Origin of the sequence: Chryseobacterium sp. JAH (assembly GCF_001507335.1) — a bacterium.
Lineage (GTDB): Bacteria > Bacteroidota > Bacteroidia > Flavobacteriales > Weeksellaceae > Chryseobacterium.
Genome location: NZ_LMAH01000002.1, coordinates 687,430 through 707,033, shown reverse-complemented (window position 1 = coordinate 707,033; position 19,604 = coordinate 687,430). Strand labels below are relative to the sequence as shown.

Here is a 19,604-nt window from a genome sequence, read left to right as displayed (position 1 = left end):
AATTTAAGAATGATTACCTATGGCATTAATAAATACTTCATTCATACTCGGGATTCTCTCGTCGAATGATCTTACTTTTCCGGCTTGCACGAGATCCAGCAAAATGTCATTTTGATTCACTGTATTTTTAAGGTCAAATGAAATCAAATTATTCTGTTCTGATAAGTTGAAAATTTCATACTTATTCTGGAAATTCTGAAGCTGCTCATTGTTCACATCAGAAAGCGTAATTCCAAAAATATTTTTTTTGAATTTTTCTCGAACGTCAAAAACTCTTCCGTCAATTATTTTCTTAGAATTATCGATCAAAGCGACATAATCACACATTTCTTCCACGCTTTCCATCCTGTGGGTAGAAAGAATAATCGTAGTTCCGTTATTTTTAAGTTCAATGATTTGATCTTTAATTAAATTGGCATTTACAGGATCGAAACCTGAAAATGGTTCATCAAGAATAAGAAGATGTGGCCTGTGAAGAACGGTAACTACAAACTGTATTTTCTGCGCCATCCCTTTGGAAAGTTCAGAAAGTTTCTTTTTCCACCATTGGTCAATGTGCAGTTTTTCAAACCATTTTTTGGCTTCATCCAAAGCATCGCTTTTTTTCATCCCTTTCAGTTCTCCGAAATAAAGAATTTGATCTCCGACGCTCATATTTTTATATAGACCCCTTTCTTCCGGCATATAACCTATGTCTTTGATGTGATTTGGATTCAGCCTTTCTCCATTGATGAATACATCTCCGGAATCTGCCTGTGTAATTTGATTGATGATACGGATGAAAGAGGTTTTTCCTGCTCCGTTGGGGCCTAGAAGACCGTAGATACTTCCTTTCGGCACATGTATGCTAAAATCATCCAATGCTATTTTTTTTCCTGCATTGTAGGTTTTAGTAATATGTTCAGCTTTTAGCATTCAGTTGTTTTTTATAATGGGTATAAAAATAATCCGAAAGTTACGGAATTAAAAGAATTTTGCTAAAAGAAAAAATCCTGATGTTGATCAGGATTTAATATTATTGTTTTACTATTTGAGTAACTTTTTGTGTATTGTCACTGAGAATGTAACGTATTAGATACTTTCCAGGTTTTAATTTTTCAATGTTGATTTCAGCCCTATTCGTATTCACATTGTAATTGGCCACTTGTGTTCCTAATATAGAGTAGAAAATAACTGATTTGATTTTTAGAGAAGAATCTTTGGCTTTTACCACCAAAAAATCTTTTGCTGGGTTTGGATACGCAGTAAGAACTCCATCATCAGACTTTTGTGATATAGAAGATGGCTCTTTTATCTGTGCCTTAACATTGTCGGAAAAACCAACAAATGCACCCATAAATATAATTAAAAGTAAAAGTTTTTTCATCCGCAGATATTTTGCATAATTATTACTAACAAAACTAATAAATTCTACAATCATCTGCAACAGTTTTTTGTAAAACTTATATTAAATTTGCAATAAATTAAACAAAAAGTATTCCAAAATGATGTATTCAAGAAATAGAAGATTGAGAGTGAATGAATCTATGAGAGGCTTGGTGAGAGAATGCAGCCTTTCTACAGACGATTTTGTAATGCCAATCTTTGTAATGGAAGGTGAAAACAAAGAAGAGGCAATTTCTTCGATGCCTGGAATTTTCAGACGAAGCATTGATTTAACGGTCAAAGAATGTAAAGAATTGTTTTCTTTAGGTGTAAAAGCAGTCAATCTGTACATGAAAGTGTCAGATCACTTAAAAGACAATACCGGAAAAGAAGCCTGGAACAAAGATGGTTTAATGCAAAATACCATTAGAGCAATAAAAGATGCGGTTCCTGAAATGGTGATTATGCCGGATGTTGCTTTAGATCCTTATTCAATGTATGGTCATGACGGAATTATAGAAAATGGAAAAATACTGAACGATGAAACCAACGAAGCATTGGCAAGGATGTCTGTTTCCCACGCAGAAGCAGGTGCAGATATTGTGGCACCAAGCGATATGATGGATGGAAGAGTTTTGGCGATTCGTGAAGCGTTGGAAGAAAGCGGTTTCCACGATGTAGGAATTTTAAGCTATGCTGCAAAATATGCAAGTTCGTTCTATGGACCTTTCAGAAGTGCTTTAGACAGCGCACCGAAAGATAATATGGAAATCCCGAAAGATAAAAAAACGTATCAAATGGATTTTCACAACTCTCGTGAAGCATTAAATGAAGTTTTTAAAGATGTGGAAGAAGGAGCGGATATCATCATGATTAAACCAGGTTTGCCGTATTTGGATATCGTTTCAAAAGTACGTGAAGCCATCGATTTACCGATTGCCGTTTACAATGTAAGCGGAGAATACGCCATGCTGAAAGCTGCGGCTCAAAACGGTTGGTTAGATAACGACAAAGCCATCATTGAAAGTTTAACATGCTTCAAAAGAGCAGGAGCAGACATGATTTTCACGTATGCTGCTAAAGAAGCTGCGATTCTTTTAAACAGATAGAAAATAGGTCAAGAGTTATCAGTTATGAATTATGAGTTGAACGATAATATTTCAACTTATAATTCATAACTTTTAACCTTTAAAAAACTATTTAAAGTCAAAATCTTTTCCTTTGGTAAATTTTGCTGCAAAAGGAGACTGATTTCCAGAATATTTTAAAACAAAATGTTTTTTAGTATCCGTATCAACTTTGGCTTCAACTTCTACATCCTGAGTCTGAAAACTGACATCTAACCCGACTCCCGATTCCTTTTCAAGGAAAATTTCTACACTTTCTGCATAGAATAATGACGTGCTTAAATAATTAAACTTAATATTCTTCCTATACATTTTTGATTCTGCATCAGTAAATTCAGAATATTTCCTTAAAATTTCAATGCCGGGAGAATCAATATTGGTGATTCTGGATTTTGTCACTCCGTTTACGCGTACTGAAAAACTTTTTGCACTGTTGATATTTCCATTGATTCCAATATTAAATAGAGATGGTAAAGACAAACCGTATTCTACCATACTTTCTTTGGTAAACTCAAAATCAGGAATTAAAGCCGGATGTTTAGGAATATTCAAAAGTTGTTCTTTCACGGTTTTCAATTGTTGGTCGGAGAAGAGAAAACCAATCAGATTGTTGTTGGTTGTTCTCCAGTTTCTGCCATTCCATTCATAAATTTCACAAAGCAATGTGTCTGCAGAAGAATGGGGAAGAAGGTCGATATCCTGCCATTTGAAAACTTCTTTTGCATAAGGTCTGCGGTTGATCAGAGTAACTCCGAGATCCAATGCAAGTAACTCTGTTAATTGTTGGTTATTTTCCATAAATTTAAAATGTGATTAGTGATTTAAATTTAAGAAAAATATCAATTGATCAGATTCGTAAAAGGAAAATTTATATTAGAATTACAACCAGCCTTTTTTGTTGTGAACATAGGTATTGTCAAATTGTTCATCGCTCATAAAAAGATAGAGAATTCCTTCGATAAATGGGATAATTGATGCTACTCCACAGGTAACGACATTTAAAACCAGTTGAATTATTCCTTCTTTTGTATATCCCAAATAGAATTTATTTAAAGCTAGCCAACCGACTAGAAGACCCAGAAGCGCAGCCGGAATTTTCTTTTCTGATTTATAAGGCATGTTATTTTGTTGTTGACTATTGCCGTCTTTTGTGTAACCGTAATTTTCCATAATAAATTTTGTTCATTGTTTTTGATAAGTAGTATTAAAATCTTCATCGTTACAGAAGATTTTAAGATTACTGAAAAATTAACATTGATTTATACGATTGTCCACAATTTGTCGTCATTAAGAATACATTGTATTTCATTGTTAAGTTTACGCCTTTGAATAACTTAACAACGATCAAGATTTAAAATTCTTTGTTTGGCTTTGCGTTAAATTAAATGTTATGACAAATTGCGGATGTTCAATTTGATTTATTAAAATATCATAAAACTCGCGCAGTCATTTTTTTATCTGAAATTTAAATTCAAAAAAACTTTATCTTTGCTCCTATGATTTTACGAGGAGAAAACTTAATCAAAGAATACGGTCCGAAAAAAGTTGTAAAAGGCGTTTCTGTAGAAGTTAAGCAGGGAGAAATTGTTGGCTTGCTCGGTCCGAACGGAGCCGGAAAAACGACCTCATTTTATATGATCGTAGGCTTGGTAAAGCCGACTTCCGGAAAAATTTTCCTAGATAAACAAGAAATCACGACTGATGCAATGTATCGCAGAGCCCAAAAAGGAATCGGTTACCTGGCTCAGGAAGCTTCTGTTTTCAGAAAATTGTCTGTGGAAGATAACATCATGGGCGTTTTGCAGCTAACCAAGCTGTCAAAACGCGAACAGCAGATTAAATGTGATGAGCTGATTGAAGAGTTTTCTTTACAGCACGTCCGAAAAAACCGTGGAGATTTACTTTCCGGTGGTGAAAGACGTAGAACGGAGATTGCAAGATGTCTGGCAACGAGTCCCAGCTTTATCTTATTGGATGAGCCATTCGCGGGAGTTGACCCGATTGCCGTAGAAGATATTCAGAAAATTGTAAGAAGTTTGACGGATAAAAACATCGGAATCCTGATTACCGACCATAACGTACAGCAGACGTTGGCGATCACCAACAAAACCTATATTATGTTTGAAGGTAAAATCCTGAAAGAAGGTTTACCTGAAGAACTGGCAAACGACCCGCAGGTAAGAGAAGCGTATCTGGGTGAAAATTTTGTTTACCAAAGTATTTTCGACAAACCGAGCAAGAAAACGTACGCCTACAATATTTGGGCAGGCAATTTTGATTCTAAATCTCAACTGCAGAGTTTTGTGAATGAAAATTTTGCGCAATATGATGATTTAAGACTGATGTATGGTTTTGAAGATATCAGCTTTGCTTCGTTAGCGAATTCTGAAATCGAACATATTTTCGCTGATGTAGTAGATAAAAATGCTAATAATTCTTTTGTTTTCCAGCGTAAAGAAATCAATTCACAATATTCTTTGGAGCAAGCAGAGGCTGAATCAAAAGCTGCTAGTAAATCTGAATTGCATTATCTGACGACCTATGTATACGAAGGATAAAATGTAAATTAAAAGCAAAATTGTTTGCTGAAAAATATAATAAAACGTACCTTTTCTCTGGGAAATGGTACGTTTTTCTCTTAACACCAATTCATGGCAAAACCCTTCAACAGAACCGTTACTTTATTTGGAATCTACAAACAGCTAGTTCCTTTTATAAAGCCGTATCGTCCGATGATTTACGGAACTCTATTGCTGACTTTTCTCGGCGCTTTGGCAGCTCAGGTCAATCCGTTGGTTTTAAAATATACAGTTGATGAAGTAACAAAACTGACGCATTTGCCTAATCCGATGAATGAAGGGATTCATATTTTGATTATCATTTCTATCATCTTGTTAGGGAAAGAGTTGCTTAATATTTTCATCAATTTTGGACAGAAATTTTATGGTGAAAAAATAAGGATTAACGTAAGTTCAGTTTTAGCTCAGTCTGCAATCGACAAAATTTTAACCTATAAAGTTGCTTATTTTAATGACGAAAACCATGAATCAGGAAAACTTCAAATTAGAATAGACCGCGGAATTGAAAGCCTGACAAAATTGGTTCAGAACTTCTTTATTGATATGCTTCCCTTATTTTCAAATGCATTTATAGCTTTGATTATCATGTATATGCAAAATGTGTATGTAGGAATTGTTTCGACGGTTATCGTTCCTATTTATTTTTATATCAGTTCGTTACAGGCAAAAAAACTGGGTGGGGTTCGTCGCCAGTTGAGAAATCAGCGCGAACAGAAAACTTCAGGACTTTTAAATTTAATCAATTCAATTATGGTGATTAAAAGTTTTGTCCGTGAAAAATTTGAAGGAAAAAAACAGTATGATCTTCAGATGAAGTTGATGGACAGTCAGATGTTTACAAGGAAAACCAATTTTATTTATGATGGTTTAAAGACTTTTATCGAACAGTTCGGCGTTGTTTTGATTATACTTTTGACGGTTTATCTGGTTTTGGATCAACAAATGACAATTGGTGCCATTATGCTTCATATTATGTTATTTAATAATGTTTCCGCACCCATTCGACAGTTGCACAGAATTTACGATGATATGAATGATGCGATGATTTATGCAGAGGGATATTTCGATATTCTAAATGCTGAAAACGAAGAAGAGCCTAACGGAAATTTCATTGAAAATAAAATCAAGGGGAATTTCGAATTAAAAAACGTCAATTTTACCTACCCGAACGGTACGAAAGCATTAAACAAGGTTTCCATGATCATAGAAAATGGCAAAACAACAGCCTTGGTCGGATTGAGTGGAGCCGGAAAATCTACTATCATTAATCTTTTGTGTAAATTTTATCTTCCCGATTCCGGAGAAATTATCTTGGATAATGTTGATCTCAATGATTTTGAAAACTCGTTTTTGAGAAATGATCTCGGTTTGGTATTACAGAAGAATCACATTTTCCAGGGAAGTATCGAAGACAACATCCGCTATGGAAATATGAATGCGAGTTTTGAAGAAATTCAGGAAGCTGCAAAAAAAGCATACCTCCATGATCAGATTATGGATCTTCGTGAAAAATATAAACATGATGCGACCCAGCTTTCTGGTGGACAGCAACAGAGAATTGCAATTGCAAGATTGTTTTTGAAAAACCCGCCGATTATTTTCCTAGATGAGCCTACAGCAAGTTTAGATTCCATTGCCACGGAACAGATCAAAAACTCTTTGGATGCCATCAAAGAAGGAAGAACGGTGGTGATTATTTCGCATTCACTTTCACAGATTTTAGACTCAGATAAAATTTATGTGATGAAAAAGGGCGAAGTGGTAGAAAGCGGAACACATGATGAGCTGGTGCAAATGAACGGAACGTACAGAGAAATTTTTGATGCTTCCGCGAGAAGCTTAAATCTGGATAAACTGGTAAATTCTTTTAAGAATTAGTTTTGTCAATTGACATTTTATAATTTACACGACTGGAATTTTCCGTTGCATTATTAACACAAAGTTTAATTAAAAGCACCACATTTTTAAGGAGCAAAGGTTGTGACAAGTCGCCTAAGCTTGAAAAAAGATATCTTAAAATCAATTTATCAATTACCCTTTGCTCCTTTAGATATCACACAAAAAATAAATCTTTGCGTTTAAAAACTTACAGATTACATTTGCATAATAATGAACGACCATTACCTCAAAAAACTCGACCGCGTCACCGCAATTCTAACCCAATTACAGTCAAAACCGATTGTGAGAGCACAGGATTTGGCAGAGAAATTTGAAGTGAGTGTAAGAACGATTTACCGTGATGTAAAAACTTTGGAAAATGCGGGAATTCCGATTGTGGGTGAAGCGGGGAGCGGCTATTCTTTGATGGAAGGCTACAAACTTCCGCCTGTGATGTTTACTAAAGAAGAAGTTTTAAGTTTTATTACGGCTGAAAAACTGATGCAGAAATTTTCACATGAAAGTTTGGGAAACCATTATAAAACTGCAATGGAAAAGCTGCGTTCGGTCTTAAGAAATTCAGATAAAAATTTAATTCAGAATATTGAAAATCAGATTGATATTTTTGATTACAGTCCAAAATCTGATGATTCCATAAAAAACGTGATTCCGATTATTCTGGAAAGTATTGCAGAGAAAAAACAACTTTCTATTGAATATCAGAGTGTTGGTGCACAAGTTTCAAATCGTACCATTGAAGCGATTGGAATTTTTTACGAATTTACCTACTGGTATATCATGGCTTTTTGTACGCTGAGAAAAGATTTCAGGCAGTTCAGGGTCGACAGAATTTTGAAAATTTCAAAAACAGAAGTTTCTTTTTTTCAGGAATATGGAAAAATCAATGACCATCGAAGGGTGGCCTCAAAAACGACTACAAAAGTTAAATTGCTGGTTGATAAAAAAATAATGGGCTATTTAATCAATTCTAAAAGCTATTATGGATTGATTGAAGAAAAAGAAACCGAAAAGGGAATAGAAATGACCTTCGAAACAGAATGGATCGACGAAGGATTTCCGCGCTGGCTGATTACTTTTGCAGACTACGCCACAATTCTGGAACCGGAATTATTGAAGACCAAAATGAATAATTTAATTACTAAAATTGCGAAAGATTTTAAATAAATGAAGACCCTATTTTTACGAAGTTTACTGTTGATTTCTTTTACTTACTCCTCTTTTGCATTGGCCTGCTCAGCATTTTTACTGAAAGGAAAAGATTATTGCGTGGTCGGTTTTAATGAAAACTGGAAAACAATGCCCGGAATGATTGTCGTCAACAAGCGGCATGTTCAGAAAAGAAATATCAGCTGGGAAAATCTGACGACAGACCATTTAAATTCCAAAAAACAATGGATTTCAAAATACGGTTCCGTCACTTTTAATCTTTTAGGATATGATTTTCCGTGTTATGGAGTCAATGAAAAAGGACTTTTTCTTGTAGAACTGTATCTCGAAGCAACCACGAAAGTTTTTAATCCGAAACAATCGAATATGTTTTGGGCACAGTGGATCCAGTATCAGTTAGATCAATATAAAACTGTTAAAGAAGTTGTAGATCATTTGAATGATGGACCGAATATCGACTGGTGGCCTAATGCAGCAGGAAGTCATTTTTTTGTCACTGATGCCAAAGGGAACTCAGCAACCATCGCTTTGCTTGACGGAAAATATAAAGTGCTTACGGATAAAGAAATGCCGATGCCACTTTTATGCAACAATCAATACACAAAAGATTTTCAAACTGCTCAGAAATTTGATTTCTTGGGCGGAGATGAAAAATTTGATTTTGCCCAGCAGGGAAAATGGGAAGACCGTTACAACCGTGCGTATTACCTATTGCAAAACTACAGATATGACCAAAAACCGGTTAAGTATGCCTGGAATATTTTAAATTCAATTCATGCAGGAGAATGGCAAACTGTGATTGATGTGAAAAATATGAGTCTTACTTTTCGTTCTGACCTCAAAAAAGAGGTAAAAAGCATTGATCTGAAAAAGCTTGATTTTTCTAAAAATGCTCATGTGAAATTTTTAGACATTCATACTGATCATTTAGGTGAAGTTAATAATGATTTTCAGGTATTAACTGTAAATAAAAACAACGAATATGTTGAAAAAGGATTTCCGATTGGCTATGACAACAAAGAATTCGGAACTTCTGAGATTTTTATTAAACTAAAAGAAAATATCAGAAAATTTTTCCAATCTGTATTACCCGACTAGATTTCAACTCGTCAGTTCGAGTATTTTTGCAGCACAGAGTAGAAAAATGTACCGAGAACCAGTGAACCACTGACAGCTATTTAATCGAAAATTTCTCGATGCAATTTTTTGTAAAACCTATTGTAAATGGCAGTATTGTAGATCTTTAAATAAAAAAAAGCTTTCAGAGAAATTCCGAAAGCTTTTTTTAAATTTAATTAGAGACTAAATCTTTCCCAGAAAAATGGTGGTTCAATTCCCAAAGCTCTCAGATAAACATAACCTTGTCCACGGTGATGCACTTCGTTATCCACAAAATACAGAATGTTCTGATACACCGGAAACTCATACTGGCCAAATAAGTTGAACGTTTCCTGAAAACGCTCTTCAGAAATCTGATTAAAATAATGATTGATTACTTCCGTTTCAGAATCCCACTTTGCAAGAATTTCTTCTTTCGTTTTCGGTTGAAAAGCTTCTTCAGAAAATTCCTCAATTTGTGTTTCAACAATTCCTTTTAAAGCCGGACCTGCAATGCTGATTAATTCCACTGCTAATTTTGCAAACGGTCTCATTCCACCAATCGAAAATTCGAATAATTCCTTTTCAGGGAACATTTCAATGACTCTTCTTGTCAGGTTTCTGTGTCCTTGCCAGTGCTCTAATAACTGTGCTGAAGAGATAAACTGTGTCGTTGCATTTGCTGTAGTTGTCATAATTTTTGTTTTAAGTTGTTAATCTTATGACAAAGATAATTGAGGTCGATGACAACAGTTTGTCAGTAGGATTTTTGATGTTTAAAAATTATTTTAATTTTTTTCAAATAATTAAATATTTCTCACGTTAGATGGATATCCGATACACAAATGTTTCAATAGTAGATATGTAGAGGTAGATAAATAATTTTGAATGAGGCCAGTCTTTCGGGGTTGGTCTTTTATTATGAGTAATGGGTAATAAGTGTTTTTTTTAGGAGCTATTCCGGCTATCCGCTGTATCTTTTTTTGAAAAAAAGGATGCCGCTTCTATCCGGGCTAGGAATTCAGTTTTTTTCAGAACATTTGGGTTTTCATTTTTTCCTTTTTGTAAAAAAAACTAATTTAGTAAGATGAAACTGCCGTGATTAATTGGGCATTCAGAATAATTATATTTTACCAATGAAGATTTATACCAAAACAGGAGATAAAGGACAAACCGCTTTATATGGAGGAACCAGAGTTTCAAAAGCCAGTGCGAGAGTTGACAGCTACGGAAATATTGATGAACTTAATTCGTTTATCGGAATTTCAAAAAGCCATATTACGGATGAGGAGGTCCTGAAACAACTGAAGAAAATTCAGTTTGATCTATTTACAGTCGGTTCAGAGGCTGCAACTCCAGTGGATAAACTGATGCTGGCGAACGGGAAATCTCGACTTCCATTAATTATTTCCGATACAGAAATTGAAGAACTCGAAAATTGGATGGATGCTTTTGAAGAAAAATTAGAGCCTTTACAATATTTCATTCTTCCCGGAGGCGGAAAATCTGCTACTTTTTTACACGCTGCAAGAACGATTTGCAGAAGAGCAGAACGTTCATTGGTTTTTTTAAATGAATCTGAAGAAGTGCGCCCTGAGTTGATTAAATATTTAAACAGACTTTCAGATTATCTTTTCGTCTTGGCAAGATATATTTCAAAAATCAACGACGAACCGGAAGAATATTGGAATCCTAATGAAAGATAAAGTATTACTTTTCATTAATGGTGACGCTCCGAAATCATTTCCAAATCCTGAAAAATACGGTCTTATTGCGTGTACAGACGGCGCATTTCACTATTTGAAAGAGCTTGATTTTCCTTTAGAAAAATTAGATTTCATCTCTGGTGATTTTGACTCGCATTCGGGAGCTGACGAAAATGTATATGAAGATAAATTCATTTACACTCCGGATCAGGAAAAAACCGATTTTCATAAAGCTTTAGAGATTATTTTGGAAAAAGGATTTAAAGACATCGATGTTTTTGGCGGAAGTGGAGGAGAGCAGGATCATTTTTTAGGAAATCTCACGGTTGCTTACAGCTTCAAAGAAAATTTAAAGATCAAATTTCATGATGAATTTTCTGAGTATTTTTTTATTCCAAAAAAAATTGTTTTAAAGGATGTGAAAAATAAACTCATTTCACTGTATCCTTTTCCGAATGTTGAAGGGGTAATAACGAATGGTCTGAACTGGCCATTAACTAATGAAAATCTGAATATTACCACAAGAATCGGGACGAGAAATTTTGCGGTTGAAGATGATGTTTCTATTGAATATCAAAAAGGAGATTTACTCTTGTTTGTTGGTCGAAATTATCTATGATTTTTACATAGAAAATAACGATTTTACTAATTTCAAATCTGTGAAAACTTTAAGAAAATTTAAACTAAAAAATCAAACTTTTTTAGCAATTTTGCATTCTTAATTCACTTGTCAAAAAATGAAAATAAAATACTCGGAACTTATTGATCAGACATTGTATTTTCCAACGGAAGAATTCAATGTTTCTGAGAACAATTTGTCTTTTCACGATATCCCTTTGATGGAAGTTGTTGAAAAGTTTGGAACGCCTCTTAAGGTAAGTTACCTCCCGAAGATTTCTCAAAATATTCAGAAAGCAAAAGGCTGGTTTAAGGAAGCTTTTGAGAAAATCGATTACAAAAAAAACTACAGATACTGTTATTGTACAAAATCCAGCCATTTCAAATTTGTAATTGAAGAAGCTTTGAAGAATGATATTTCCATTGAAACTTCTTCTGCTTACGACATGGATATTGTAAAATCTCTTTACAACGAAGGTAAAGTGACCAAAGATATTGAAGTGATCTGCAATGGTTTTAAAACCGATGATTATCTGGCGAAAATTTCAGATATGATCAACAGTGGTTTTGAAAATATTACTCCTATTTTGGATAACTACAGAGAGCTTGATAAATTAACTGAAAGTATAGACACTACTTTCGATATCGGAATCAGAATCGCTTCTGAGGAAGAACCGAAGTTTGAATTCTATACCTCAAGATTAGGGATCGGATATAAAGATATTATCCCTTACTATTCTCAGAAAATTGCTGAGCATCCGAACGCAAGGTTGAAAATGCTTCACTTTTTCATCAACACCGGAATCAAAGACACAGCGTATTACTGGAATGAATTGTATAAATGTCTTCGTGTGTATGCACGTTTGAAGAAAATTGCTCCGGAAGTGAACTCACTGAATATCGGTGGTGGCTTTCCAATTAAAACTTCTCTGAATTTCGATTACGATTATCAATACATGGTAGAAGAAATCGTTTCTCAGATCAAGAAATTCTGTGAAGAAGAAGGAGTGGAAGAACCGAATATTTATACTGAATTCGGAAGCTTTACTGTTGGTGAAAGCGGTGCGAATTTATATAAAATCATTTCTCAGAAACGTCAGAACGACAGAGAAAAATGGAACATGATTGATTCATCTTTCATGACTACTCTTCCTGATACCTGGGCGATTTCAAGGCACTTTATAATGCTTCCTCTAAACCGTTGGGAAGATTCTTATGAAAGAGTTTTCTTGGGTGGATTAACTTGTGACTCAGATGATTACTATAATTCTGAGCAGCATACCAATGCCATTTATCTACCTGTTTTCAGCGATACAAAACCTCTATATATCGGTTTTTTCCATACGGGAGCATATCAGGAAACAATTGGTGGTTATGGCGGAGTTCACCACTGTTTGATGCCTCAACCAAGACATATTCTGATCCAGAAAGACGAAAATGGAGAATTCCAATATGAAATCTTTAGAGAAAGACAGGAACCTGAAGATATTTTGAAGATTTTAGGATACTAAATCATTCAATGGAATGGGTATGCCATCCTGAGCTTGTCGGAGGAAGCCCGTTTTATAAAAGATAATAAATTCGATTGGCTTTAGTCAAAATGTATAAAAAGATGGCTCTCAAATTTGTGAGAGCCATCTTTTTATTTGAAATATGTTGAAATCTTATCAATTTCCAAGTCAGAGTAATCTGAAACCACCATATTTGCTAGGCTGTAGTCCTGATTGTGGGTATGAAAGCTTTTATAAGCTGAACAGAAAATTTCTGCTCTGTGAGCTGCTAAAATTCCATTGGTAGAATCTTCAATGACCATACAGTTGTCAATAGACTCATTTGCCATTTCAGCTGCCTTAATGAAAATTTCAGGGTGAGGTTTTGATTCTTTTAAATCGGCACCGCTGATTTTTCCACTGAAGTATTTTTCAAGTTCAAACTTTTCAAAAACCATATTAATGGTGGTCATCGTTGCTGATGAAGCCAGGATTAAAGTAACTCCGTTTTCGTAATAATGCTGAATCAATTCTCTTACTCCAGAAATCAAATCAAATTCATGGTCATTATAAAAGTAATCTTTAAAATGAGCTCTTTTGATTGCAGCAATTTCTTCATAGGTTTGAGAAAGACTGAATGTATCAATTAAAGTATCGCAAACTCTTTTCGTTGAAGCACCCGTCAGAGAGGTGTAAAGTTCTTCGGAAACGTCGATTCCCAGTTGATTAAATGTTTTAAAATACGCTTTTCTGTGCAGGGGTTCTGTATCTACAATAACGCCATCCATATCGAACAGCACAGCTTTTAATGACATAAACTTTATTTTATGCAAAAATAAAGTTTTATTATGAACTTCTTTGGTTAGAGTTCATTCATTAAGCATTTGGTGTAAGATCACGATGTTTACAAAGCTGGATATATTGCATTTCCGCAGGAAATGGATTTTTTTATTCAGTTTTTCTTTGGAAATTTGTACAATAAAATAAATGAAATGCCAACACAGGACGAAATAGATTATCAAAGAATTGCTAAAGCAATTGAATTTATTCAGAGTAATTTTAAACTTCAGCCGAATTTGGATGAGGTGGCTGAGAAGGTTAATCTAAGTCCTGCATATTTTCAGAAAATATTTACCGATTGGGCGGGAACAAGTCCGAAGAAGTTTCTGCAGTTCATCAGTCTTGGGCACGCAAAAAAGTTATTGAAAGAAGAAAAAGCAACGCTGTTTGATGCAGCTTTAGAGACCGGGCTTTCAAGTACGAGCAGATTACATGACTTATTTGTGAACATTGAAGGAATGTCACCGGCAGAATATAAAAATGGCGGAAAGCATCTAAATATCAACTACAGTTTTTATAAAAGTCCGTTTGGGGAAATTATCATAGCTTCTACCTATAAAGGAATCTGCTATATGGCTTTCACAGAAAATAAAGAAAACGGATTTGGAGATTTAGAAAGTAAGTTTCCCAATGCCTCTTTTTCTGAAAAACAGGATGGTTTTCAGGGAAATGCTCTGTCAATTTTCACTAAAGATTGGTCAAAACTTAATACGATTAAATTACATTTGAAAGGAACTGATTTTCAGCTCAAAGTTTGGGAAAGTTTACTCACTATTCCGATGGGGAAATTATCAACTTATGGAAACTTAGCTGATAAAATTGGAAATCCGAAAGCCTCAAGAGCGGTGGGAACAGCAATAGGAAGTAATCCTGTAGCGTTTTTGATTCCTTGTCATAGGGTGATCCAATCTTCGGGAAAAATAGGAGGTTATATGTGGGGAAGTGACAGGAAACAGCTGATAATTGGTTGGGAAAGTTCGAAGGTTTATTCTAGCCACTAGCTTTTGAATAATATAATTATAGAGGTAAGGTCAAAGGAAAGTATATTGCAGAGACGCATGATGTAGAAATAAAAAAGAGAAACCAATACTGATTTCTCTTTTTAGTGAGCGCGTCAGGATTCGAACCTGAGACCGTCTGCTTAGAAGGCAGATGCTCTATCCAGCTGAGCTACGCACCCATTTGTAATTTTGTGAAATTACTTAAAAGTCGGGGCGGCAGGATTCGAACCTGCGACCTCCTGGTCCCAAACCAGGCGCGATGACCGGACTACGCTACGCCCCGATAAAAGGTCATCTAAAACAAATATTACCTTGTTTTTTGTGGGTGCAAAGATAGAGTTTTTTTTGTAATTAAAAAATAAAATGTAAAATAAGTTTTAATTAAGATTTTTAATCATATTTAATATTAACTTTACCTTGCTAAGAATCATTGATTTACCTCGTTTCAAAAATGAAAAAAATATTAATAAGATTTTCACTGTTATTTATAGTTTTAATGTCATTTATTATAAATTTAAATGTCGAAAAAAAATTATATGAAGCCTTCTCAAAAATAACAATAAAGGATATTAAAAATTTAGAGCATACATCCAATAAGAATTACTCTCAAAACGGAATTGAAAATATAGGTGAAAGTTTGAAGGCTGAATTAATAAAAATGAATGTTGATGAGTGTGATTTTAATGTAAGGAAAGATGGGTTTTTCTTTTTCCAAAATAAATCCATTTACATTACGAATTCTCAGAAATGTTTAAAAATAAATACTCAGTATATTTTCTTAAAATCAGAATTTACAATTAAAGGATTTCAGACTTGGTATTAAGAGTGTTCTAGTGTAAAGCAAAAAAAAACTCACAATTCTATTGTGAGTTTTTTTGTGAGCGCGTCAGGATTCGAACCTGAGACCGTCTGCTTAGAAGGCAGATGCTCTATCCAGCTGAGCTACGCACCCATTTGTAATTTTGAGAAAATTACTAAAACAGTCGGGGCGGCAGGATTCGAACCTGCGACCTCCTGGTCCCAAACCAGGCGCGATGACCGGACTACGCTACGCCCCGAATTTTTCTTGCTGCGGAGAGTAAGGGATTCGAACCCTTGGTACCGTTACCAGTACGCATGTTTAGCAAACATGTCCTTTCGGCCTCTCAGGCAACTCTCCTGTTATAACGTTTTTTTGAATGATCGCTATTCCGTTATTGCGAGTGCAAATATAGAATAGATTTCCTTATTTACCAAATAATTTTCAGAAAAAAATTGTGTATTTTTGAGGAGATAATCGGTTAAAAAAATAAACTAATGCGTAAAACATTATATATCATCGGCTTAAGTAGTCTCGTTTTTTCGTGCACTTCACAGAAAAATGTAAAGAAAAGCACTTATAAGCCTAGGACGTCTACATCACAAGCAAAAACTACTGTAAAACCAGCGCCTACAGAAAAAAATAAACCTGAAGTGGCAACAGAGCATGGGGTGGAATTTTTCAGAACGAATATTGCAGATATTACCAAAAATGACAACACTATTAGCTACGGTTCTATCGTTTCTGCAAAGCCTGCAGGCTACAAAGTGGTGAAAACTCATTTCCCTGCAATTGGGCAAAATTTCAGACAAAAATATCTGATTTTACACTATACGGTTTTACCGGATGATAAATCAATTGAGGTTCTTACCCAGCAGTCTGTTAGTGCCCATTATTTGGTGAACAATTTGGGTGATAACGAAATTTACCAGTTGGTTGACGAAAACAAACGTTCTTATCATGCCGGTGTAAGTGCATGGCGTAGCGATAAGAATCTTAACGATACTTCGATAGGAATAGAAATTGTAAACATGGGCTACAGAGCTGATGCCACGGGAGTGAAAACTTTTGAATCCTTCAGTGATGATCAGATTAAAAAAGTAGCCGCTTTGGCAAAAGATATTGTGGTACGGTATAATATTCCGGCTACCAATGTTTTGGCGCATGCAGATATCGCACCGACAAGAAAACAGGATCCGGGACCACTTTTTCCTTGGAAAAAATTATACGACGAATATCAGATAGGAATGTGGTATGATGAGATGACAAAACAGAATTTTATTACTTTAGCTCAGAGCGATATTGACACAAAGTATAATGAACCATCATTTATTTTTATCGTACAGACAGCTTTGCAAAAATTTGGTTATGATATCCTGCCAAACGGAACATGGGATGATGCTACAAAAAAAACAATTGAAGCTCTTCAATATCACTTCAGACCACAAAATTACAGTGGTGTTTTAGATGCGGAAACTTGGGCAATTTTGCAGTCGTTGAATCAAAAATATCCCACAAAATAAATAGTGAGCGCATCTTTGAAATGGTGCGTTTTTTATCATTTACATAAAATTAAACTGTTAATACTATTTTAATGGAAAATTTCAGACAGGAAAGTGATTTACTGGGTATACTCAATGTTCCTTTAGACGCTTATTACGGAGTTCAGACACAGCGAGCAATCAATAATTTCAAAATATCAGGACAGCTTCTTTCATCATATCACGAATTTATAAAAGGTTTGGCTTTTGTGAAAAAGGCAGCTGCTAAAACCAATTATGAATTGGGTTTACTCGATCAGGATCTGTATTTGAAAATAGCTGAAACCTGCGATGAATTAATTGGCGGATTATTCCACACTGAGTTTCCTGTTGATATGATTCAGGGTGGTGCAGGAACTTCAATCAACATGAATGCTAATGAGGTAATTGCCAACAGAGTTTTAGAAAAATTAGGAAAGAATAAAGGTGATTATGAATTTTGTTCCCCCAATGACCATATCAACCTTTCACAGTCTACGAATGATGCTTATCCTACGGCCATCAAAATGGGATTGTTGCAGATGAACGAAACTTTAGTTGAAAAACTGAAAAAAATTGTTGAAGCTTTTAGGGCAAAAGGCGTGGAGTTTCAGGATGTAATCAAAATGGGTAGAACGCAGCTTCAGGACGCGGTTCCGATGACGATGGGGCAGGAGTTTGAAGCTTTTGCTGCCACATTAGAAGAAGATATTTCTAAATTAAACAACAATGCTAATCTATTTGTTGAGGTCAACATGGGCGCCACTGCAATCGGCACAGGAATCAATGCTCCGGTAGGGTACGCCACACTTTGTGCTAAAAATTTGGCAGAGATTACAGGGTATCCTGTAGTTTCAGCGCCAGATCTGGTTGAGGCGACTCCAGATACTGGTTCTTACGTCATATATTCTTCAGCGATGAAGCGTTTGGCTTTGAAACTTTCAAAAATCTGTAATGATTTAAGATTACTGTCTTCAGGACCGAGAGCCGGGTTATCTGAAATCAATTTGCCACCTATGCAGCCGGGTTCATCCATTATGCCCGGAAAAGTGAATCCTGTAATCCCTGAAGTGGTTAATCAGGTTTGCTTTAAAGTAATTGGGAATGATTTGACGGTTACTTTCGCTGCAGAAGCCGGACAGTTGCAGCTAAACGTAATGGAGCCTGTTCTTTCACACGCCATTATGGAAAATATTCACTTCCTCTGCAACGCGCTCGATACGCTTCGTGAAAAATGCGTGGTCGGAATCACGGCCAACAAGGAGGTTTGTCTGAATATGGTAAAACACAGCATTGGTATTGTAACTGCGCTTAATCCTTACATTGGTTACAAACAATCTACCCAGATCGCAAAAGAAGCTTTAGAGACCGGAAAAAGCGTCTATAACCTGGTGCTAGAAAAAATGCTGCTTTCTCAGGAGAGATTGGATGAAATTCTTGATCCCAAGAATATGCTGAGACCGCACAATAAATAATATAATTTTTACATCACTCAATCGTTTCACAACAGAATAATTCAATAGTCGATTTGAAATTTTTAATCATCATTCCCGCGCACAACGAACAGGATCATCTTCCCTTCACGCTAGATTCTTTACAACAACAGACTTTTAAGGATTTTAAAGTAGTGATTGTGAACGATGGTTCAACCGATAAAACATCTGAAGTCATCAAAAAATATACAGATGCAGATTCTCGTTTTGCAACCATTGATCTCGAAAAATCTGCTCATCAGCCAGGTTCAAAAGTGGTGAATGCTTTTAAAAATGGGCTAAAAACTCAAAATATCGATGATTTTGATATCATCTGTAAGTTTGATGCCGATATTATTTTAAATGATAACTATCTCTTTGAAGTAGAGAGGGCTTTTGTCAATCACCCGGAATACGGATTGGTCGGTGGTTTACTCTATGTTGAAAAAAATGGGGATTGGGTATATGAAGGCAACTCCAATAAACATCATGTTCGTGGCCCGATGAAAGCTTACCGGAAAGAATGTTTTGAAGTTATTGGAGGTTTGAGAGAGACTTTAGGCTGGGACAATATAGATTCTATTTTGCTTAAAAATTTAGGTTGGGAAGAAATTGTCTTACCTGAATTACATGTGAAATTAATCAAAGTAAAAGGTGCAGATTACACGATAAAGCCTGCAGATTATTACGGTAGATATTTTTATTTTTTAGGATTAAACCGATTTCTTACTTATGTTGCAGCGGCAAAGGAGTCTATGAAAATAAAGTCGCCCTCGTTTCTGTTTCAGATCATAAATTCGTACGAAAAGTGCAAATCTCAAAATCTGGAGTTGAAGATTTCAAAAAACGAGCAGAAGATCATTAATGAGCAGCGTTGGAGTATGTTCAAAAAGAAATGGTTTAAGATGTAAATTCAAATTGAA

The 19,604-nt window shown here is 35.2% G+C and carries 18 protein-coding genes, 5 tRNA genes and 1 pseudogene; 13 read left to right on the top strand and 11 right to left on the bottom strand.

Going from position 1 to position 19,604, the window contains the following annotated elements; translation table 11 throughout:
- Nucleotides 1-3: 3 nt before the first annotated feature.
- On the bottom strand, nt 4-915 hold the full coding sequence (locus AR685_RS06885) for an ABC transporter ATP-binding protein (RefSeq protein WP_059124110.1): 912 nt from the start codon (nt 913-915) through the stop codon (nt 4-6).
- Between the two features lie 100 nt (nt 916-1,015).
- The gene (locus AR685_RS06880) at nt 1,016-1,366 is read right to left on the bottom strand and encodes a T9SS type A sorting domain-containing protein (protein WP_047443012.1); all 351 of its coding nucleotides are present in this window, start codon (nt 1,364-1,366) and stop codon (nt 1,016-1,018) included.
- Between the two features lie 118 nt (nt 1,367-1,484).
- Between AR685_RS06880 and hemB the strand changes: the two genes are divergently transcribed.
- On the top strand, nt 1,485-2,474 hold the full coding sequence (gene hemB / locus AR685_RS06875) for a porphobilinogen synthase (protein WP_059124109.1): 990 nt from the start codon (nt 1,485-1,487) through the stop codon (nt 2,472-2,474).
- A gap of 87 nt (nt 2,475-2,561) precedes the next feature.
- Here hemB and AR685_RS06870 read toward each other — a convergent pair whose 3' ends face one another.
- Both AR685_RS06870 and AR685_RS06865 read right to left on the bottom strand, forming a co-directional pair.
- Nucleotides 2,562-3,290: a hypothetical protein gene (locus AR685_RS06870; protein ID WP_059124108.1), complete on the bottom strand. Its 729-nt coding sequence runs from the start codon at nt 3,288-3,290 to the stop codon at nt 2,562-2,564.
- Between the two features lie 81 nt (nt 3,291-3,371).
- A complete protein-coding gene (locus tag AR685_RS06865; RefSeq protein WP_082002064.1) occupies nt 3,372-3,662 on the bottom strand; it encodes a TM2 domain-containing protein in 291 nt (96 codons plus the stop codon).
- A gap of 326 nt (nt 3,663-3,988) precedes the next feature.
- Between AR685_RS06865 and lptB the strand changes: the two are divergent.
- The 4 genes and pseudogenes from lptB to AR685_RS06845 form a co-directional block, all read left to right on the top strand.
- Nucleotides 3,989-4,714 (top strand): annotated as a pseudogene (gene lptB, locus AR685_RS06860) (LPS export ABC transporter ATP-binding protein); the annotation flags it as partial.
- 510 nt (nt 4,715-5,224) lie between these two features.
- Nucleotides 5,225-6,949, top strand: a complete 1,725-nt coding sequence (locus AR685_RS06855) for an ABC transporter ATP-binding protein (RefSeq protein WP_052187744.1) — start codon at nt 5,225-5,227, stop codon at nt 6,947-6,949.
- A 231-nt stretch (nt 6,950-7,180) separates the two neighbouring features.
- Complete coding sequence (locus AR685_RS06850; RefSeq protein ID WP_047442467.1) at nt 7,181-8,134, top strand: helix-turn-helix transcriptional regulator; 954 nt, start codon at nt 7,181-7,183, stop codon at nt 8,132-8,134.
- A complete protein-coding gene (locus AR685_RS06845) occupies nt 8,135-9,235 on the top strand; it encodes a linear amide C-N hydrolase (RefSeq protein ID WP_059124107.1) in 1,101 nt (366 codons plus the stop codon).
- 197 nt (nt 9,236-9,432) lie between these two features.
- On the opposite strand, the gene AR685_RS06840 is transcribed toward AR685_RS06845, so the two are convergent.
- Nucleotides 9,433-9,930 carry a DinB family protein gene (locus AR685_RS06840; protein ID WP_047442469.1) on the bottom strand — a complete coding sequence of 166 codons (498 nt, stop codon included), beginning with the start codon at nt 9,928-9,930 and terminating at the stop codon, nt 9,433-9,435.
- Between the two features lie 441 nt (nt 9,931-10,371).
- Between AR685_RS06840 and AR685_RS06835 the strand changes: the two genes are divergently transcribed.
- From AR685_RS06835 to AR685_RS06825, 3 genes are all read left to right on the top strand, one after another.
- The gene (locus AR685_RS06835; RefSeq protein WP_059124106.1) at nt 10,372-10,941 is read left to right on the top strand and encodes a cob(I)yrinic acid a,c-diamide adenosyltransferase; all 570 of its coding nucleotides are present in this window, start codon (nt 10,372-10,374) and stop codon (nt 10,939-10,941) included.
- Nucleotides 10,931-11,560, top strand: coding sequence for a thiamine diphosphokinase (locus AR685_RS06830; RefSeq protein ID WP_059124105.1), 630 nt, complete (start codon nt 10,931-10,933; stop codon nt 11,558-11,560). Before AR685_RS06835 ends, AR685_RS06830 begins: the two co-directional genes overlap by 11 nt.
- 118 nt (nt 11,561-11,678) lie before the next feature.
- Nucleotides 11,679-13,070 carry a decarboxylase gene (locus AR685_RS06825; protein WP_047442472.1) on the top strand — a complete coding sequence of 464 codons (1,392 nt, stop codon included), beginning with the start codon at nt 11,679-11,681 and terminating at the stop codon, nt 13,068-13,070.
- 131 nt (nt 13,071-13,201) lie between these two features.
- On the opposite strand, the gene AR685_RS06820 is transcribed toward AR685_RS06825, so the two are convergent.
- On the bottom strand, nt 13,202-13,864 hold the full coding sequence (locus tag AR685_RS06820) for an HAD family hydrolase (RefSeq protein ID WP_059124104.1): 663 nt from the start codon (nt 13,862-13,864) through the stop codon (nt 13,202-13,204).
- Nucleotides 13,865-14,041: 177 nt separating this feature from the next.
- On the opposite strand from AR685_RS06820, the gene AR685_RS06815 reads away from it, so the two are divergent.
- Complete coding sequence (locus AR685_RS06815; protein ID WP_059124156.1) at nt 14,042-14,890, top strand: bifunctional helix-turn-helix domain-containing protein/methylated-DNA--[protein]-cysteine S-methyltransferase; 849 nt, start codon at nt 14,042-14,044, stop codon at nt 14,888-14,890.
- Nucleotides 14,891-14,995: 105 nt separating this feature from the next.
- Here the strand turns inward: AR685_RS06815 and AR685_RS06810 are convergent.
- Both AR685_RS06810 and AR685_RS06805 read right to left on the bottom strand, forming a co-directional pair.
- Nucleotides 14,996-15,069 (bottom strand) — tRNA-Arg (locus AR685_RS06810).
- Nucleotides 15,070-15,098: 29 nt separating this feature from the next.
- Nucleotides 15,099-15,173 (bottom strand) — tRNA-Pro (locus AR685_RS06805).
- Between the two features lie 168 nt (nt 15,174-15,341).
- Here AR685_RS06805 and AR685_RS06800 point away from each other — a divergent pair.
- Nucleotides 15,342-15,713 (top strand): hypothetical protein, encoded by a 372-nt coding sequence (locus AR685_RS06800; RefSeq protein ID WP_131777602.1) that lies wholly within the window; start codon nt 15,342-15,344, stop codon nt 15,711-15,713.
- A gap of 55 nt (nt 15,714-15,768) precedes the next feature.
- On the opposite strand, the gene AR685_RS06795 is transcribed toward AR685_RS06800, so the two are convergent.
- The 3 genes from AR685_RS06795 to AR685_RS06785 form a co-directional block, all read right to left on the bottom strand.
- Nucleotides 15,769-15,842 (bottom strand) — tRNA-Arg (locus AR685_RS06795).
- Nucleotides 15,843-15,873: 31 nt separating this feature from the next.
- A tRNA-Pro gene (locus AR685_RS06790) sits at nt 15,874-15,948 on the bottom strand.
- Between the two features lie 14 nt (nt 15,949-15,962).
- Nucleotides 15,963-16,049 (bottom strand) — tRNA-Ser (locus AR685_RS06785).
- Between the two features lie 137 nt (nt 16,050-16,186).
- On the opposite strand from AR685_RS06785, the gene AR685_RS06780 reads away from it, so the two are divergent.
- From AR685_RS06780 to AR685_RS06770, 3 genes are all read left to right on the top strand, one after another.
- A complete protein-coding gene (locus AR685_RS06780) occupies nt 16,187-17,212 on the top strand; it encodes an N-acetylmuramoyl-L-alanine amidase (RefSeq protein WP_059124102.1) in 1,026 nt (341 codons plus the stop codon).
- Between the two features lie 71 nt (nt 17,213-17,283).
- Nucleotides 17,284-18,684 carry an aspartate ammonia-lyase gene (aspA, locus tag AR685_RS06775; RefSeq protein ID WP_059124101.1) on the top strand — a complete coding sequence of 467 codons (1,401 nt, stop codon included), beginning with the start codon at nt 17,284-17,286 and terminating at the stop codon, nt 18,682-18,684.
- A 53-nt stretch (nt 18,685-18,737) separates the two neighbouring features.
- Nucleotides 18,738-19,592: a glycosyltransferase gene (locus AR685_RS06770; RefSeq protein ID WP_047442477.1), complete on the top strand. Its 855-nt coding sequence runs from the start codon at nt 18,738-18,740 to the stop codon at nt 19,590-19,592.
- Nucleotides 19,593-19,604: the final 12 nt, after the last annotated feature.

Excerpts from the sequence above, each read along its gene's own strand:
- AR685_RS06870 (WP_059124108.1), bottom strand. The coding sequence starts at position 3,290 with ATGGAAAATAACCAACAATTAACAGAGTTACTTGCATTGGATCTCGGA.
- aspA (WP_059124101.1), top strand. The coding sequence starts at position 17,284 with ATGGAAAATTTCAGACAGGAAAGTGATTTACTGGGTATACTCAATGTT.
- AR685_RS06850 (WP_047442467.1), top strand. The coding sequence starts at position 7,181 with ATGAACGACCATTACCTCAAAAAACTCGACCGCGTCACCGCAATTCTA.
- AR685_RS06845 (WP_059124107.1), top strand. The coding sequence starts at position 8,135 with ATGAAGACCCTATTTTTACGAAGTTTACTGTTGATTTCTTTTACTTAC.
- AR685_RS06840 (WP_047442469.1), bottom strand. The coding sequence starts at position 9,930 with ATGACAACTACAGCAAATGCAACGACACAGTTTATCTCTTCAGCACAG.
- AR685_RS06825 (WP_047442472.1), top strand. The coding sequence starts at position 11,679 with ATGAAAATAAAATACTCGGAACTTATTGATCAGACATTGTATTTTCCA.
- AR685_RS06815 (WP_059124156.1), top strand. The coding sequence starts at position 14,042 with ATGCCAACACAGGACGAAATAGATTATCAAAGAATTGCTAAAGCAATT.
- AR685_RS06800 (WP_131777602.1), top strand. The coding sequence starts at position 15,342 with ATGAAAAAAATATTAATAAGATTTTCACTGTTATTTATAGTTTTAATG.
- AR685_RS06880 (WP_047443012.1), bottom strand. The coding sequence starts at position 1,366 with ATGAAAAAACTTTTACTTTTAATTATATTTATGGGTGCATTTGTTGGT.
- AR685_RS06835 (WP_059124106.1), top strand. The coding sequence starts at position 10,372 with ATGAAGATTTATACCAAAACAGGAGATAAAGGACAAACCGCTTTATAT.
- AR685_RS06885 (WP_059124110.1), bottom strand. The coding sequence starts at position 915 with ATGCTAAAAGCTGAACATATTACTAAAACCTACAATGCAGGAAAAAAA.
- AR685_RS06830 (WP_059124105.1), top strand. The coding sequence starts at position 10,931 with ATGAAAGATAAAGTATTACTTTTCATTAATGGTGACGCTCCGAAATCA.
- AR685_RS06780 (WP_059124102.1), top strand. The coding sequence starts at position 16,187 with ATGCGTAAAACATTATATATCATCGGCTTAAGTAGTCTCGTTTTTTCG.
- AR685_RS06855 (WP_052187744.1), top strand. The coding sequence starts at position 5,225 with ATGATTTACGGAACTCTATTGCTGACTTTTCTCGGCGCTTTGGCAGCT.
- AR685_RS06820 (WP_059124104.1), bottom strand. The coding sequence starts at position 13,864 with ATGTCATTAAAAGCTGTGCTGTTCGATATGGATGGCGTTATTGTAGAT.
- AR685_RS06865 (WP_082002064.1), bottom strand. The coding sequence starts at position 3,662 with ATGGAAAATTACGGTTACACAAAAGACGGCAATAGTCAACAACAAAAT.
- hemB (WP_059124109.1), top strand. The coding sequence starts at position 1,485 with ATGATGTATTCAAGAAATAGAAGATTGAGAGTGAATGAATCTATGAGA.